At 63.9% G+C, this 14,207-nt stretch carries 15 protein-coding genes; 14 read left to right on the forward strand and 1 reads right to left on the reverse strand.

Annotated features, from left to right (window positions below):
• Nucleotides 1-37 precede the first annotated feature (37 nt).
• Nucleotides 38-1,663 (reverse strand): long-chain fatty acid--CoA ligase, encoded by a 1,626-nt coding sequence (locus JQ572_RS12980; protein WP_211383387.1) that lies wholly within the window; start codon nt 1,661-1,663, stop codon nt 38-40.
• A gap of 176 nt (nt 1,664-1,839) precedes the next feature.
• Here JQ572_RS12980 and JQ572_RS12985 point away from each other — a divergent pair, with 176 nt between their 5' ends.
• The 14 genes from JQ572_RS12985 (at nt 1,840) to JQ572_RS13050 (ending at nt 14,201) form a co-directional block, all read left to right on the forward strand.
• Nucleotides 1,840-3,708 carry a flavin-containing monooxygenase gene (locus JQ572_RS12985; RefSeq protein ID WP_211383388.1) on the forward strand — a complete coding sequence of 623 codons (1,869 nt, stop codon included), beginning with the start codon at nt 1,840-1,842 and terminating at the stop codon, nt 3,706-3,708.
• Nucleotides 3,705-4,511 (forward strand): shikimate dehydrogenase family protein, encoded by an 807-nt coding sequence (locus JQ572_RS12990; protein WP_211383389.1) that lies wholly within the window; start codon nt 3,705-3,707, stop codon nt 4,509-4,511. The genes JQ572_RS12985 and JQ572_RS12990 overlap by 4 nt, the downstream gene beginning before the upstream one ends.
• Nucleotides 4,512-4,629: 118 nt before the next feature.
• Complete coding sequence (locus JQ572_RS12995) at nt 4,630-5,448, forward strand: lytic murein transglycosylase (RefSeq protein WP_211383390.1); 819 nt, start codon at nt 4,630-4,632, stop codon at nt 5,446-5,448.
• A 198-nt stretch (nt 5,449-5,646) separates the two neighbouring features.
• Nucleotides 5,647-5,868: a hypothetical protein gene (locus tag JQ572_RS13000; protein WP_211383391.1), complete on the forward strand. Its 222-nt coding sequence runs from the start codon at nt 5,647-5,649 to the stop codon at nt 5,866-5,868.
• Nucleotides 5,869-5,880: 12 nt separating this feature from the next.
• Entirely contained in the window at nt 5,881-6,303 is a 423-nt protein-coding gene (locus JQ572_RS13005; protein ID WP_211383392.1) for a hypothetical protein, read from the forward strand.
• Between the two features lie 373 nt (nt 6,304-6,676).
• Complete coding sequence (locus JQ572_RS13010; protein WP_211383393.1) at nt 6,677-7,123, forward strand: MaoC family dehydratase; 447 nt, start codon at nt 6,677-6,679, stop codon at nt 7,121-7,123.
• A gap of 91 nt (nt 7,124-7,214) precedes the next feature.
• Nucleotides 7,215-7,712, forward strand: a complete 498-nt coding sequence (locus JQ572_RS13015; protein WP_211383394.1) for a hypothetical protein — start codon at nt 7,215-7,217, stop codon at nt 7,710-7,712.
• 304 nt (nt 7,713-8,016) lie between these two features.
• Nucleotides 8,017-9,174: a helix-turn-helix transcriptional regulator gene (locus tag JQ572_RS13020; protein WP_211383395.1), complete on the forward strand. Its 1,158-nt coding sequence runs from the start codon at nt 8,017-8,019 to the stop codon at nt 9,172-9,174.
• A 237-nt stretch (nt 9,175-9,411) separates the two neighbouring features.
• Nucleotides 9,412-10,377, forward strand: coding sequence for a helix-turn-helix transcriptional regulator (locus JQ572_RS13025; RefSeq protein WP_211383559.1), 966 nt, complete (start codon nt 9,412-9,414; stop codon nt 10,375-10,377).
• A 113-nt stretch (nt 10,378-10,490) separates the two neighbouring features.
• Nucleotides 10,491-10,739 carry a DUF6894 family protein gene (locus tag JQ572_RS13030; RefSeq protein ID WP_211383396.1) on the forward strand — a complete coding sequence of 83 codons (249 nt, stop codon included), beginning with the start codon at nt 10,491-10,493 and terminating at the stop codon, nt 10,737-10,739.
• A gap of 454 nt (nt 10,740-11,193) precedes the next feature.
• Entirely contained in the window at nt 11,194-12,312 is a 1,119-nt protein-coding gene (locus JQ572_RS13035) for a helix-turn-helix transcriptional regulator (RefSeq protein ID WP_211383397.1), read from the forward strand.
• Nucleotides 12,313-12,422: 110 nt separating this feature from the next.
• Nucleotides 12,423-13,541 (forward strand): helix-turn-helix transcriptional regulator, encoded by a 1,119-nt coding sequence (locus tag JQ572_RS13040; RefSeq protein WP_211383398.1) that lies wholly within the window; start codon nt 12,423-12,425, stop codon nt 13,539-13,541.
• Between the two features lie 229 nt (nt 13,542-13,770).
• Entirely contained in the window at nt 13,771-13,965 is a 195-nt protein-coding gene (locus JQ572_RS13045) for a hypothetical protein (protein WP_249128967.1), read from the forward strand.
• 2 nt (nt 13,966-13,967) lie between these two features.
• On the forward strand, nt 13,968-14,201 hold the full coding sequence (locus tag JQ572_RS13050) for a hypothetical protein (protein ID WP_211383399.1): 234 nt from the start codon (nt 13,968-13,970) through the stop codon (nt 14,199-14,201).
• The last annotated feature ends 6 nt before the right edge of the window (nt 14,202-14,207 follow it).

Raw genomic sequence — 14,207 nt, forward strand, 5'->3', positions numbered from 1 at the left:
ATCGACGGACAGGCCGGGTGCGCGATCGCGCGGCGGTTCAGCCGACGCGGTATTCCCTGAACTTCTCGCGCAGCGCCGATTTAAGAACCTTGCCGGTGCCGGTCATCGGGAATTCGTCCAGGAATTCGACGGCGTCCGGCATCCACCAGCTCGCGATCCTGGGGCGCATGTGGTCGAGCAGTGTCTTGCCGTCGACGGTCGCGCCTTTCTTGCGGACCACGAGAAGCAGGGGGCGCTCCTGCCATTTCTCGTGGCTGATGGCGACCACCGCGGCCTGCAGCACATCGGGATGCGACAGGGCGACGTCCTCGAGCTGGATCGAGGAGATCCATTCGCCGCCGGACTTGATCACGTCCTTGGAGCGGTCGGTCAGCGTGACGTGGCCTTGGCGGTCGATCACGGCCATGTCGCCGGTGATCAGCCAGCCGTCGCGGTCGAGACCCTCGTCGAGCTTCATGTAGCCGGAGGCGACCCACGGACCGCGGGCACGCAAATGGCCGACGCTCTTGCCGTCGCGCGGCAGTTCGTTGCCGCCGTCGTCGACAATGCGCAAGGCGGTGCCGAAACAGGCGCGGCCGGAGACCTGGCGCCGGTCGAATATCTCTTTCTCGCTGAGATGCTCGGAGCCGGGCCGCAAGCTTGGCATCGAGCAGCCCAGCGCCTCGGTCATGCCCCAGGCCTGGATGTAGTCGATGCCGTAGTCGCGCTTGAGCTTCTCGACCATCGCGCGCGGCGGCGCCGAGCCGGACGACAGCGTCGCGCGCAGTGTCGAGAATCTGTTGCCGGTGCGTCCGAGCCAGTCGAGCAGGATCAACCAGAAGCTCGGCACGCCCGCCGACAGCGTCACCTTCTCGCCCTCGAGCAGTTCGTAGAGCTTGTCGGGCTCGTAATTACGGCCGGGCAGCACCAGCTTCGAGCCGGTATAGGGCGCGGTGAACGGCATGTTCCAGCCATTGCCGTGAAACAGAGGGGCCATCGGCATCATCACCTCGCGCACGCCTTCGACGTGGCCCGGCAGGAAATCGAAGCTCGAGCAGGTCATGGTCTGCAGGACCGCGGCGCGGTGCGAGTAGATCACGCCCTTGGGATTGCCCGTCGTGCCCGAGGTGTAGCAGATGGTGGACGCCGACTTTTCGTCGAATTCCGGCCAGGCAAATCCGGCGTCGCTCTCCTTGTCCAGCAGCTCCTCGTAGCAATGGACGTTGGCGAGTTTCGTCTCCGGCATCCGCTCGCGCGAGGACATCACGACATAGGCCTCGATCGTCTTCAATTGCGGCGCGATCGCTTCGACGATCGGCAGCGTGGCGCGGTCGATGAACAGCAGCCGGTCCTCGGCGTGATTGACGATGTAGACGAGCTGCTCGGGAAACAGCCGCGGGTTGATCGTGTGCAGCACGTAGCCCATGCCCGGCGCTGCGTAGAACATCTCGAAATGACGGTGGGTATTCCAGGCCAGCGTGCCGACACGGTCGCCTTTCTTCATGCCGAGCCGCTGGAGCGCCAGCGCCATGCGCTGGATGCGCGGATGGGCGTCCGCATAGGTGTAGCGATGGATGTCGCCCTCGATCTCGCGCGCGGCGATCTCGGCCTCGCCGTGATAGTCGGCGGCATATTGGATCAGACCGCTGATCAGCAGCGGCATGTCCATCATCAATCCCTGCATGGTTTCCTCCGGATCGCCATGTCGTTGCATGGCAAGCTTGTGATTTGCGCGGAAGGTTAGCGGAACGTCACGCGGCGTTCACGCAAAAAACGGCAGACGCGATTGCGTGCGTCACTTTTTAAGGGCTAACGTGAGGTGAGCTGCCGGCGAAGCAGCGTTCGCCGTGGAGGAAGTCGATGTCAGCGGAAAGACACAAGACCGGTGCAGCCGGCGGATCTACCATCGACATTGCCGCACTTCGTGCGCGCTATCGCGACGAGCGCGATCGCCGCCTGCGCACCGAGGGCAAGGCGCAATATGTCGAGGTGACCGGCGCGTTCGGGCGCTATCTCGACGATCCCTGGGCCGATCCCGGATTTGCGCGCGAGGCCGTCAGCGAACAGACCGAGGTGCTCATCGTCGGCGGCGGCTTCGGCGGTCTGCTTTGTGGCGCGCGTCTGCGCGCGGCCGGCATCGACGATTTCCGCATTGTGGAAAAGGCCGGCGATTTCGGCGGCACCTGGTATTGGAATCGCTACCCCGGCGCCGCCTGCGATACCGAGAGCTACATCTACCTGCCGCTGCTGGAAGAGACCGGCTACATGCCGGTGCGCAAATACGCGCGGGCGCCCGAGATCCATGAACACTCCCGCCGCATCGGCCGTCACTTTGGTCTGTACGAGCGTGCCCTGTTTCAAACCGTGATCTCGCGGATGGAGTGGCAGGAGCCGGAGGCGCGCTGGCTGGTCGAGACCGATCGCGGCGATCGCATCAGCGCACGCTTCGTCATCCTGGCCGGTGGTCCGCTGAGCCGTCCGAAGCTGCCGGGCATTCCCGGCATCGACAGCTTCACGGGACATAGCTTCCACACCAGCCGCTGGGATTACGCCTACACTGGAGGCACGGCCGAAGGTGGACTCACCGGCCTAGCCGGCAAGCGCGTCGGCATCATCGGCACCGGTGCCACCGCCGTGCAATGCGTGCCGCATCTCGGCCGGTCGGCCAAGGAGCTCTACGTCTTCCAGCGCACGCCCTCCGCGATCGGCGTGCGCGACGACCGGCCGACGGATCAAGTCTGGGCGCAGAGCCTCAAGCCCGGCTGGCAGCGCGAGCGCATGGACAATTTCACCGCGGTGATCTCGGGCGAGCCGTTCGAACAGGATCTGGTGCAGGACGGCTGGACCGGCCTGCTCGGCGAGATCCTGCTGGCGCCGCGCCGCCAGCCGCAGCCGGTGACCTCGATGGAGGAGGCGCTGAAGGTGATCGAGCAGGCCGATTACCGCAAGATGGAGGAGATCCGCGCCCGCGTCGATGCGATCGTGAGGGACGAAGCGGCCGCTTCGGCGCTCAAACCCTGGTACAAGGCGTTCTGCAAGCGGCCCTGCTTTCACGACGAATATCTCGACACCTTCAATCGCCCCAATGTGCATCTGGTCGACACCAAGGGGCAGGGTGTCGATCGCATCACCGGGAATGCCGTCGTGGTCGCCGGCAAGCCCTATGAGCTCGACTGCCTGATCTATGCCAGCGGCTTCGAGGTCGGCACCGACTACGCCCGCCGCATGGGTTTCGAAGTCTATGGCCGCGACGGCATCAGTCTGTCCGAGCGCTGGCGCGACGGCGTCAAGACGATGCACGGCTTCTACAGCCGCGGCTTCCCGAATTGCTTCCTGATCGTCACGGTGCAGGCGGGCCAGAGCGCCAACTTCCCGCACATCATCGACGAGCAGTCGCAGCACATCGCCTATGTGATCGCCGAAGCGCGCAAGCGCAAAGCCCGGACGCTGGAGCCGACGCTTGCCGCCGAGAACGCCTGGGTCGCGGAGGTCGTGAAAGCCGCGCTCGGCCGGCAGACCTATCTCGCCGAATGCACCCCCGGTTATTACAACAATGAAGGCGTGCTCGATCCGATCGCGGCAAGAAACAGCCAGTATTGGCGCGGGCCGGTGGCGTTCCTGCGGCTGCTCGACAAATGGCGCAGAGAAGGCGATTTGGCCGGGCTGGAATTGACTTCAGAAGCTGCTGGAGAGGGGGACGGATCGCAGGCTCCGGCTCAAACCGCATGATCCCGCCGCCGACAGGCGCGACGCGACTCTACGTCATCATCGGCGATCCCATCGCGCAGGTGCGCTCGCCCGCGGGCGTGACGGCCGCCTTTGCTGCGCGGGGGCACGATGGAATTCTCATGCCCGTTCAGGTCGCGCCGGCGGATCTGCCCGACTTCATCTCCGTCGCGACGCGCCTGAAGAATCTCGACGGCATCGTCGTCACCATCCCGCACAAATTTGCCTGTTACCGGGCCTGCACGAGTGCGACGGAGCGCGCGCATTTCCTGCGCACCGTGAACCTGATGCGACGACGTGCCGACGGCTCATGGCACGGCGACATGGTGGATGGCCTCGGCTTTGTCGGCGCGGCGCGGGCGAAGGGGATAGACCCGAAGGGAATGCGGGCACTTCTGGTCGGGGCCGGCGGCGCGGGATCGGCGATTGCACTTGCGCTGGTCGAGGCCGGCGTGAGCGAGCTTGCCATTCATGACAGCGCGACGGAGCGCCGCGACGCCCTGATTGGACAGCTCAACGGACTCGGCAGGTCGGCTGTGCGGATCGGCACGGCGGATCCCGCGGGCTTTGACTTCGTCGCCAATGCGACCCCGGCCGGGATGACGGACGGCGATCCGCTGCCGGTCGATGTCACACGCCTTGCGCCGTCGGCCTATTGCGGCTGCGTGATCACAAGGCCCGAAGTCCCGTCCTTCATCGCAGCCGCCCGAAAGCTCGGCTGCGTGACCGGCACCGGAACGGACATGTACGAGCAACACCAGGGCATCATGGTCGATTTCCTGCTCGATCATGACGGCGGAGGGTAGGCGATCGGCTCGATGTCAGGGCGCCGGTTGCGCCCGCTGGGGCTTGAGCGGTCAGCGCCGACGTAGGATCATGCGCCCGCGCGAGCCGGTCGCGCACCGCAAGTGAGAGGAACTAGGAATGACCAAGGGCAGGACCGTTGCGACGGCCATGATCGGTGCTACCACGCTGCTTCTCTCTCTGGCATCCGTGGCCAAGGCCGCCCAATGCGGCAGCTCGCCGGCGGGTTTTGAGGCCTGGAAGCGCGAGTTCAGTGCCGAAGCACAGGGCAAGGGCATCGGCCAGACCGCGCTCTCGGCGTTGATGCAGACCAACTACGCCAGTGCCACCATCGCGGCCGACCGCGGCCAGCGCAGCTTCTCGCTGTCGCTCGACCAGTTCCTGGCCAAGCGCGGCGCCACCACCATCGTTGCCAAGGGGCGCCAGCTCAAGCAGTCGCAGGCGGCCTTGTTCGCCTCGATCCAGCAGCGCTATGGCGTCCCGCCGGGGCCGCTGATCGCGATCTGGGGCATGGAGACCGGCTTCGGCAGCCAGCGCGGCAACCAGAACATGCTCTCGTCGATTGCGACGCTCGCCTATGACTGCCGCCGTCCCGAATTCTTCACCGACCAGCTCTATGCCGCACTGAAGCTGGTCGATCGCGGCACGCTGTCGGGAGCAACCCGCGGCTCGATGCATGGCGAGGTCGGCCAGACCCAGTTCATGCCCAAGAACATCCTGGCCTATGGCACCGGCAATCTCGAGGTTGCGGCCAATGCGCTGAACTCGACGGCGAATTTCCTGAAAGCCCATGGCTGGCGCGCAGGAGCCGGTTACCAGCCGGGCGAGCCGAATTTCGTCGCCATCGAAGCCTGGAATGCCGCCGGCGTCTATCAGAAGGCGATCGCCTTGATGGGACGGCAGATCGACGAGGGGGGAGGAGCGGCCGCCTTGCGCTGACCAGAGCCCGGTTTCGAACGGGGCGCTGGATTCTTGTTTGGACGCGTTTCTTGACGCGGACCGGCATCCACTTCGCTTGAGAATGCTCTTGCTCAGCAAGGCGTGATGCGCCGGCGCGAGAAAGTTGTTGCCATCAGGAACCGACGGCACGAGGTTTGCTTTGATCAGGTTCAGGGCTGGGCATGAGGAGACTCAACTATGGCAACCCAGATCGTGATGGACCAGACTGGCGACACGCGCCACGAGTTTGATCCTGGCAATGCCGAAGCGCTGGCGCGGGCCGAACAGCGCTTTCGGGAGCTGACCGGAGCCGGCTTCACCGCCGCCTTTCGAACCGGGCCCGGCGAAGTCACGCGGATCCGATCATTCGACCCGACCGTGCAGGAAACGCTGTTCTATCCTCGCCTGGTCGGCGGTTGATCTGAGCTGCCCATGATCGCGGCAGTCTGGCTCCGTGCGCCGGCGCGTGCGCGTCTGCATGCGCTGCGCGAGCTCTATCGGCGCTTCTTCGGCGAGAACACGCCGGATGCCCGCGGCCGCCGGCTTCTGACCGAATGGCTGTCACCGGCGCAGCGCGCGCAATTCGAGCAGCACCGGTATTTCGATGTCGTCGGCTGTGATACGGGCAAGACCTATCGCATCCACTACGGCACGGCGGCAAATGTCCACGAGGTCGACGAAGCCGGAATTGCGAGGATGGGCTGGTGCTTCGTCCCGTCGGGCTTTCTTGTTCCTGGCGACGTCATGCTCGCACAGAAAATCGCCCTCGAGACGGACGAGAAGGCCGCTCTCGCGCTCGCCAACAGGTTTCCGCCGGCAACGCATTCGGAGCATTTCTACCGGCGGCCGTTCTAGGCGTTTTCGATCAGGAGTGCGTGGTGCGATAGGCGTCCAGTGCGTGCGCCGCAAAAACGCCGATGCTGCAAAGGGCGAGCAGAGCTGAGATCACTTCGATCATGGCTGGTCCTCCTGCGGTTGCAGGGCGAGGAGGTGCTGGCAGCAGGAATAATCCCAGATCAGGTCGAGAAAGAACTGCATGACGGCCGTCCCTGTTTTGATTTTGATAACGAGATAATCAGCGATCTGTTTCAGGCGTGCTTCGTCGCATCGGGAAACGGGTTTCGTGGGGAACCCGGGGCTGGTTTGTGCACTGCGGAGCCGCTACATCCCCACTCTTCCTCAATTCTTTCAGCCGCGGTCGCGGCGCATCCCATTGCGAGGCAGAATCATGGCGCAGGTCGAGTGGTTCGACGATCTCACCGTCGGAATGCGGTTCAAATCCCCGGAAGTTCAGGTCACCGAGGCCGACATCAAGCGTTTCGCAGCCGAGTTCGATCCGCAGCCGATGCATCTCGACCACGAGGCCGCCAAGGAGACGCTGTTTCGGGGCCTTGCTGCCTCGGGATGGCACACCGCCGCGATCGCGATGAACCTCGCGATCCAGACCCGACCCTTCGGTCCGCATCCGCTGATCGGCGCCGGCGTCGACGGGCTGCGCTGGACGGTCCCGGTGAGGCCCGACGACCGCCTGCATCTGATCGGCGAGGTCATGAGCCTGACGCCGTCGAGGTCGAAGCCGCAGGGCATCGCGCTGGTCAAATGGACGATGTTCAACCAGAGCGGCGAGGAGGTTTACACGTTTACTCCGATCGCGATCGTGCCGCGGCGGACGTAGGGCATGGGCTACTCCATGCAGGCGCCTGAAACCCTTGCGGGTTGCAAATAGAGATGGTCATCTTCGCGTGGGGAACACGCTGGAGGCTGACATGAAAAAATTCCTTCTCGCCGCCGGGGTGCTCGCGGGCGCCTTGAGCGCGGGGCCGGTGCTGGCGCAGCAATCCAGGGTCGGCGACTGGACCATCGAGAAGCGTACGCAGGACACGCATTGCAACGCCAGCCGCGGCTACAAGGACAAGGAAGACGAGAACCGGGAGTACGTCATCGTCATCACCTATTCCGAGAAGGCCATTGTCATCGTGATGATCTATGACGGCTGGGAGTGGGACAAGGTCGGAGAGATCCTCCGGGCAGATGTCGGCACCGACGACGCCGATATCATGAAGAAGGCCAAGTGGGAGGTCATGGACAAGACCACGGTGCGCGGCATCTTCGAATACGATCAGTCGATGATGGACCGGCTGTCCAAGGCGAAGCGTCTCTCGCTCGATTTCGAGGACGACGACGAGGACAGCATCGAGATGCAGATCCCGCGTGCCGGCGAAGCGCTGGCGGCGCTCAAATTCTGCGAGGAGAATCGGAAGTAAATTGCCGGGGCCGGCTGCGAAGGCAGCAGGATCGCCGGCAACGGACTCTTCAGCGTGCGCCGGCGCGTGACCCATCGCACACAGTCCGCGCGCTGTTCGCATTTATCCTAGTCTTTGGCGAAAACGTCCAAGCCGCATCCTGCGGTTGACGTTACGCAAGGACGATGTTCGATATTCCAGCATTTCGCTGCAACGATTTCTCCTCCTCGAAGGGGACGGTCGACCGGTCCGTCTCCTCCCCCGGATCCCGGATCGCGAGCTCTCTTTTTCGCGCGGGCAACACGCCGATTGCGTCGTCCGGCCGATGACGATCCTCCACGCAAACCGGTTCTCGTCCCTCGTCGGGGAGATCTACGATGCGGCGGTCAATCCCGCGCTGCGCAGCGGGGCGTTGGAGCAGGTTTCGCATTTCGTCGGCGGGTGTGCCGCGACCATCCTGTCGAGGGATTCAGCCAGGCTCTCGATCGAGATTCACCAGCATTTTGGTACCGAATCCCGCTTTCGCCAGCTTTATCGCGACCGTTATGTGGAGCTCGACCCTCTGCTCGACCGCCACCTCACGATCGCGGCCGAGCAGACGATCGGCGTAACCGACGTCATGCCTCATGCCGATTTTCTGGCGACGAGCTTCTATCGCGAGTGGATGGAACCGCAAGGGGCGATCGACCTTGCGACCGTCGCACTCGAGAAGTCGGACGTGCGGACCACGATCCTGCAGGTGTTGCGCCACCGGTCGCGCGGAACGGTCGATGAGCCGATGCGAGAGCGCATGCGGCTGCTTGCTCCGCACCTCCAGCGTTCGAGGATCATGGGCCGGCAGATCAGGGCGCGCGCGCATACCGTGGACGACCTTGCCGATGTCCTCGATGGGTTGAGCACGGCGATCTGCCTGCTCGATGCAGACGGCCGGGTCGTGCATGCCAACGCCGCATGCCGCCGGTTGTTCGCCGATGCCAATCTGCTCGCAATGGTCGGCGATCGGATCGTGGCCCGCAACACCCAGGCCGACAAGATATTCCGCAGCCTGTGCGAAATCGATTCAGACGTCGGAACCCGTTCCGCTGCTCGCCGTCAGATCGAGCTTGCGACGTCGGTTGATGGGCAGCACTACCTGCTTCACGCCTGTCCGTTGAAGCGCGATCGCAGCCTGTCGCGAGATATTGCTGCCACGGCGCTTTTCGTTCAAAAGGCCTCGACGATGCCGTCGCTCGCGGCCGACGCGATCGCAGCGGCCTTCAGGCTGACGCCATCCGAGCTGCGTGTACTGATGGCCATCATCGAAATAGGTGGTGTTCCCGACATCGCGGCAAAGCTCGGCATCGCAGAGACGACGGTGAAGACGCATCTCGGTCGTCTGTTTGAGAAGACCGGAGCCGGCAGGCAGGCCGATCTGGTGAAGATCGCCGCCGGCTTTGCCGTGCCTTTCGCACAGCGAACGAGCTTCGGTGACGACGCCGTGTGATCCATTTCACATGGTTCGCCGTTACGTGCCGCAATCTCAATCCATTGTGATGAACCCAGCTACCGGGTCCTCCGAATGCAGGACGCGCGTCATTTGATACTTTCGTATATCGCGCTCCAGAAGAGCGAGAGCAGCGTACGCCGCGAAGAGATGCCGTGTCGGCATCGAGCGCGCGTGTGAGGAAACAGCAGCGCGTGGCTGGGCCTGCTCGTGGCTGGAGAGATTGCAGTGAACAGCATGGTTGATTTTTCCGTTCTCAATGTTTCCACGAACGAGATTCCCGAAGGTGAACGCATCCCGCTGCTTCGCGACTTCTATTGCCGTGGGGTGTTGAAAGCGGAGGTCGAGGCAAGGGAGGGAAGACCGGCCGCGGCGAGCTTCACGTCCCACGTCTTGCCGGAAGCCCAGCTGTTGATCGGAGGATTGTGCGGAGCGCGGGTCATTCGCACCAGGCAACTGGTGGCCGACGGCGACGACAGCCTCGCCCTGATCGTGAACAGGTCGGGCGTTCTCGGGATATCCGAGCGAGGACATGATCTGAGTCTTCGTGCGGGAGAGGCGGTCCTGACGAGCGCGGAGGACGTCACGACGTTCGAGCGATTGTCACTGGGCAGCTGCTTCTCGCTGCGGGTGCCGAGACGCGTGCTGTCGCCGATGATCGTGGATGTCGATGATGCGGTGATGCGTGTCATGCCGGAGAGCTCGACGGGACTTCGATTGCTGGTCGATTACGCGGTGACGCTGGTGCGGGAGAAGGTATTCGCGATGCCCCATTTGCGGCAGCTCGGGGTCGGGCATCTGCACGATCTTCTGGCAATCGTCCTCGGTGCCACCAGCGAGCCGCTGGAGCTGGCCGGGCGGCGCGGCGTCAAGGCGGCGCGGCTGCAGAAGGCGAAAGTCTCCATCGCCAACAATTGCTGGCGGCAGGATCTCTCGGTGGCCACGGTTGCCCAGGAACTCGGCGTCACGCCGCGTTATCTCCAGCGCCTGTTCGAGGCCGACGGCAAGACGTTCTCCTCCTTCCTGATCGATCAGCGCGTCAAGCGCGCCCATCGCATGCTGCGCGAGCCCGAATTCGCCGAGCGGACCGTGAGCTCGATCGCCTACGATGTCGGCTTCGGCGATCTCTCCTATTTCAACCGCTGCTTCCGGCGGACCTACAACGCGACGCCAAGCGACGTCAGGAGCGGCGAGATGCCGTAGCTGTCGCGACTGATTTCAAACCAATTTCAATCGACGGGCAGGGATCTGGCCGATCCCTGATCGCGAAGTCATGACCACCGCCTTGCGTGCGGCGTCGGCAGCCGGAGTGTTGAATGCGCCGTTTTTTCTTCGACCTCATGGTCGGCAATGTCGTGAAGATCGACCCCGGCGGCATGGTCTTCGAGCAGGCCAACGCGACATTCGTGGTGGCCGACGAGATGGCCAGACATCTGTTCGTCTGGCGTGACGATTTGCGCGACCGCGATGCCTGCATCCGCGTGAGAGACGCCGGCGGGCGCGAGATCTATCGCGCCGCGGTCTGGTCGGAGAATGCGGAAAAGGTCGGCTGGGACGAGGCGTGAGCGTCCCGGCGACAGTGTCGCAACTGTGCACCAGTGACCGGCAAAACGGCACTGGTTCGTTCCGGGACGAAGTCCGGCCGCCTCCGTCCAAGTCGAGCGCGGCAGACGTTTCTACCGTGGAGATCGGCGATTCCGATTTCGCTGCATCGGCCCTCTCCGATCGGAGAAGGCCGGCTGAAGCACGCCCGCGCGCGAGTGGGCCTCGACTGGGGAATGAAAATGAAACGAAGGCTCGTTGCGACCGTCAGCCGGCGCCTGCTGCGGATTCCGCACCGGCACGGCGAGGGGGGCGTTCGCGTCGCGTTCTGAGCCGGCATCCAGCCCTGGCGGCTCTCGCGCGACGCCCGCCGGCCGGGCTCCATCCGCCCGGCCGGCGTGTCCTCCGATCGGAGGATGTCGCATGCTGTGGTTGTGGTATGCTTGGTGATATTGATCACTCAGGCCATTTCAAACCATGCACGAAGCTCGGAAGCTGCCCGAACTCGTCGAGTCCATCTATGACGCCGGACTCGAGCCGTCGCTGTGGAATAACGTCGTCACCGGCATCCGCGACTTCGTCGGCGGTCAGGCCTGCGGGCTGTTTTCCAAGGATTCGATCAGCAAATTCGGCGTCACCCATTACTATTGCGGCGCGGACCCGCACTACATCCAGCTCTATTCCGAGACCCATTCGAAGTTCGATCCGCTGACGGTGCTGCCGCCGCATGGCGAGATCGTCAGCATTCCGGATCTGGTCAATTTCGAGGAATATCGGAGAGGGCGCTTTTACCAGGAATGGATGCAGCCGCAGGGCTGCAGCGATGCGGCCAATGTCGTGCTCGACAAGTCGAATGCGAGCTGCCCCGTGATGATGACGGTGCTGTCGGGCCGCCGGATGGTGGATCCGGCGATGAAGCACCGCCTCTCGCTGGTCGTGCCGCATGCCAGCCGCGCGCTGCTGATCAACCGCGCCATCACGTCCCAACTGACGCTGGCGACGGCGCTGGCGGACGTCCTGGACAATCTGGCATCCGGTATCTTCCTGCTCGATGCCCTCTGCCGGGTGGTGCACGCGAATTCCGCAGGCCATGCCTTGCTTGCGGCCGACGAGGTGGTTCGGTCCGTCGCCGGGCAACTCGTGACCGGCAGCCCCGAGGCCAACCAGACGCTGCGGGAGGTCTTCGCGGCCCGCAATGAAATGGCCCTGCTTGCCGCAAGGGGACATGCGTTTCCGCTGCTTTCACCCAGTGGCGAGCGCTACGTCGCGCATATCCTGCCGCTGTCGTCCGTGCTGCGGAACGGCAGCGAGCGCGTGGTCGATGCCGTCGGTGCGCTGCTCCTGCGGAAGGTCTCTCTCGGCGGCCAGTCCTATGGCGATCTGATCGCGCGGACCTTCGATCTGACGCCGGCCGAACTGCGCGTGTTCCTGTCGATCGTCGAGGTCGGTGGCGTCCCGGAGACGGCGATTGCGCTCGGCATCGCAGAAACGACGGCGAAGACGCATCTGCACCGGGTGTTCGCCAAGACCGGCGTTTCCCGCCAGGCCGACCTCGTCAAGCTTGCAGCGGGATTCTCCAATCCGCTCGTTCACTGATCGATGGACCGTTGCCGGAGTTGAACCTTTTGCTCTCGCGAGTGACTCACCTAGGCCGCCGGGCATGAAGAACATTTCGCTATCTCCATGTGTCACCATTAGCTGTTCCGATGCCCCGTCCTCCAAAACAGTCCGAGTTGATCGAGACGATCTATGACGCCGGTCTCCACCCGGAGTTGTGGAGCGATGTCGTCGTCAAGCTCAATGCGTTCATCGGCAGCCAGGCCTGCGGCCTGATTTCAAAGGACCCGGTCAGCAAGTCCGGCGCGACGCATTATTACTGCGGCGTCGATCCGCACTACATTCAGCTCTATGCCGAGACCTACTCCCGCTACGATCCGCTCGCCAGGCTGCCGCGTTACGGCGAGGTCCGAAACATCCCCGACCTCGTGAATTTCGACGAGTACCGCCGCGGACGCTTCTACCAGGAATGGCTGCGTCCGCAGGGCTGCGTCGATGTCGCCAACGTGGTGCTGGAGCAGTCGAAGTCGCCGTGTCCAATGCTGATGACCGTGATCCCCGGCCGGGACATGCTCGACGCCGGGCAGCGGGCGCGGATGCAGTTCCTGGTTTCGCATGCGAGCCGGGCGCTGCTGATCAACCGGGCGATCGAGCGGAAGCAGCAGCGTGCGATCGCGCTCGCCGACGTGGTGGACCGGCTCAATGCCGGCGTCATCCTGCTCGATCCCGCCTGCCATATCGTCCACAGCAACCCGGCGGCAGACACGATCCTGGCCGCCGATGATGTGCTGCGGTCCGTCGCGGGCCGGCTCGTGGCACGGTCCTCCGCTGCAAGTTCGGCTCTGCGCGACATCTTCCGCGATGCAGGCGAGGTTGCCCTGGCGGCGGCTTCGGGGCGGAAAATTCCGCTGATGTCGCATGACGGTTCCTACTACGTCGCTCACGTCATCGCGCTGCCGTCGCTGCAGCGTGAAGGCGCGGCGGAGCGCAGCTCGGCCGTCGGCGCCCTGTTTCTGTGGAAGGCGGAACTCGACGGACGCTCATGCGCCGGCCTGATTGACCGCACCTTCGATCTGACGCCTGCCGAGCTCAGGGTGTTGCAGTCGATCGTCGAGGTCGGCGGCGTTCCGGAGACGGCGGTTGCGCTCGGCATCGCGGAGACGACGGTGAAGACGCATCTGCATCGCGTTTTCGCCAAGACCGGCGTCTCCCGTCAGGCCGATCTCGTCAAGCTCGCGGCCGGATTCTCCAATCCGCTCGTGCACTGACGCGCACGGCAAGCGCAGGCGAGTCGCTGCAGCTCGCGATAGGTTCAAACAGAAGCATCATTAGAAAGTTATCGCGCGTCGTTCGATCGAATGACGCGATTTTCCGCGTTCTCTTCTACTAGACGTCACACGATCGGTTGTTCGACGTTTCAGACATCTGTGTGAAGCAACCCACTGCAAGCGGAAGTGAATCCCGCCAATCTCTCGTACAGGTTGAGAGGAGATTGTCATGCCAACGGCGTCACCCGGTCTGGCAGCCAGGTTCAGCGATATCGTCACGGCAATCGGCGCGGCCTTCCGCGAGCAGCGGGAAATCGACGCGCGGCGCGTGCTGCGACGCTATCGCCATCTGCTGGGGCAGCCGGACGAAAAATCGTGTTTGAACGAAATGAGTCCCGTCTCGGCGCGAAGAGGATATTTTTGAGAATGCCAACGGAGTTGATCCGCGCCAGCGCGCGACCGGCCACCCCACGTTCGAACGTGCGTAACGTCAACATCGTGGCGATTGCGCTGACCGCGGCGCTCGTCACCCTCCAACTGGTCGGCCTCGCGATGCTGGAGCGATCCCACGCCCACGCGATGCAGGCGTCATTTCCACGCGAACCGGCCGTTTGCACCGACAGCGCCGAAATCCGCGTCTCGCAAATTCCCTACGATTGACCGGAG

This window comes from Bradyrhizobium sp. SZCCT0153, from assembly GCF_018129995.1.
In the GTDB taxonomy this organism is placed as follows: domain Bacteria; phylum Pseudomonadota; class Alphaproteobacteria; order Rhizobiales; family Xanthobacteraceae; genus Bradyrhizobium; species Bradyrhizobium japonicum_G.

What these genes read in the sequence shown, in the direction of transcription:
- JQ572_RS12980 (WP_211383387.1), bottom strand. Translation starts at nt 1,663, where the DNA reads ATGCAGGGATTGATGATGGACATGCCGCTGCTGATCAGCGGTCTGATC.
- JQ572_RS12985 (WP_211383388.1), top strand. Translation starts at nt 1,840, where the DNA reads ATGTCAGCGGAAAGACACAAGACCGGTGCAGCCGGCGGATCTACCATC.
- JQ572_RS12990 (WP_211383389.1), top strand. Translation starts at nt 3,705, where the DNA reads ATGATCCCGCCGCCGACAGGCGCGACGCGACTCTACGTCATCATCGGC.
- JQ572_RS12995 (WP_211383390.1), top strand. Translation starts at nt 4,630, where the DNA reads ATGACCAAGGGCAGGACCGTTGCGACGGCCATGATCGGTGCTACCACG.
- JQ572_RS13000 (WP_211383391.1), top strand. Translation starts at nt 5,647, where the DNA reads ATGGCAACCCAGATCGTGATGGACCAGACTGGCGACACGCGCCACGAG.
- JQ572_RS13005 (WP_211383392.1), top strand. Translation starts at nt 5,881, where the DNA reads ATGATCGCGGCAGTCTGGCTCCGTGCGCCGGCGCGTGCGCGTCTGCAT.
- JQ572_RS13010 (WP_211383393.1), top strand. Translation starts at nt 6,677, where the DNA reads ATGGCGCAGGTCGAGTGGTTCGACGATCTCACCGTCGGAATGCGGTTC.
- JQ572_RS13015 (WP_211383394.1), top strand. Translation starts at nt 7,215, where the DNA reads ATGAAAAAATTCCTTCTCGCCGCCGGGGTGCTCGCGGGCGCCTTGAGC.
- JQ572_RS13020 (WP_211383395.1), top strand. Translation starts at nt 8,017, where the DNA reads ATGACGATCCTCCACGCAAACCGGTTCTCGTCCCTCGTCGGGGAGATC.
- JQ572_RS13025 (WP_211383559.1), top strand. Translation starts at nt 9,412, where the DNA reads ATGGTTGATTTTTCCGTTCTCAATGTTTCCACGAACGAGATTCCCGAA.
- JQ572_RS13030 (WP_211383396.1), top strand. Translation starts at nt 10,491, where the DNA reads ATGCGCCGTTTTTTCTTCGACCTCATGGTCGGCAATGTCGTGAAGATC.
- JQ572_RS13035 (WP_211383397.1), top strand. Translation starts at nt 11,194, where the DNA reads ATGCACGAAGCTCGGAAGCTGCCCGAACTCGTCGAGTCCATCTATGAC.
- JQ572_RS13040 (WP_211383398.1), top strand. Translation starts at nt 12,423, where the DNA reads ATGCCCCGTCCTCCAAAACAGTCCGAGTTGATCGAGACGATCTATGAC.
- JQ572_RS13045 (WP_249128967.1), top strand. Translation starts at nt 13,771, where the DNA reads ATGCCAACGGCGTCACCCGGTCTGGCAGCCAGGTTCAGCGATATCGTC.
- JQ572_RS13050 (WP_211383399.1), top strand. Translation starts at nt 13,968, where the DNA reads ATGCCAACGGAGTTGATCCGCGCCAGCGCGCGACCGGCCACCCCACGT.